A 470-nucleotide genomic window follows, 5' to 3' on the forward strand; every position below is an offset into this window, starting at 1 on the left:
GTACAAGGCGCGCCTGCGCTGGCGGCTGCTCGCCTTCGTCGGGTTCCTCGGCGTCGTGTTCGGCGTGCTGATCCCGTCCGTGGTGGTGATCGGACTGGGCGCGGCGGCCTTCGCCGTGGGGCAGACCTACGTCACGCTGTCGTTCCGCCGCGGCTTCCAGGCCGGCTGGGCGGTCAACGCGCCGCTGCTGTCCGCCGCCAAGGGCCGCGGACGGGGACGCGGACGCGAGGAGCCGGCGCTGGAGGTCACCGACCTCGAGGCGTCCGGCGACCGCGCCGACGCGTTCGACACCGGCAACGCGACGGCCGGTTACGGCGCCGACGACGACTACGACCGCGACGACGTCTTCTCACCCGCCGCCGACCGCCAGACGGCCGCGGAGACCACCGCCGTCTACGAGCCGCAGCCCCGGCCCGACGACACCGGCTCCTACGGCGTCTACGGCGACCAGGGCTACGCGGGCCAGGACC

The 470-nt window shown here is 74.7% G+C and carries 1 pseudogene; it reads left to right on the forward strand.

Going from position 1 to position 470, the window contains the following annotated elements:
• Positions 1 to 470 (forward strand): annotated as a pseudogene (locus tag LPA54_RS37715) (hypothetical protein); the annotation flags it as partial.

The sequence above is a fragment of the Streptomyces sp. DH12 genome (assembly GCF_020873895.1).
GTDB lineage: Bacteria > Actinomycetota > Actinomycetes > Streptomycetales > Streptomycetaceae > Streptomyces.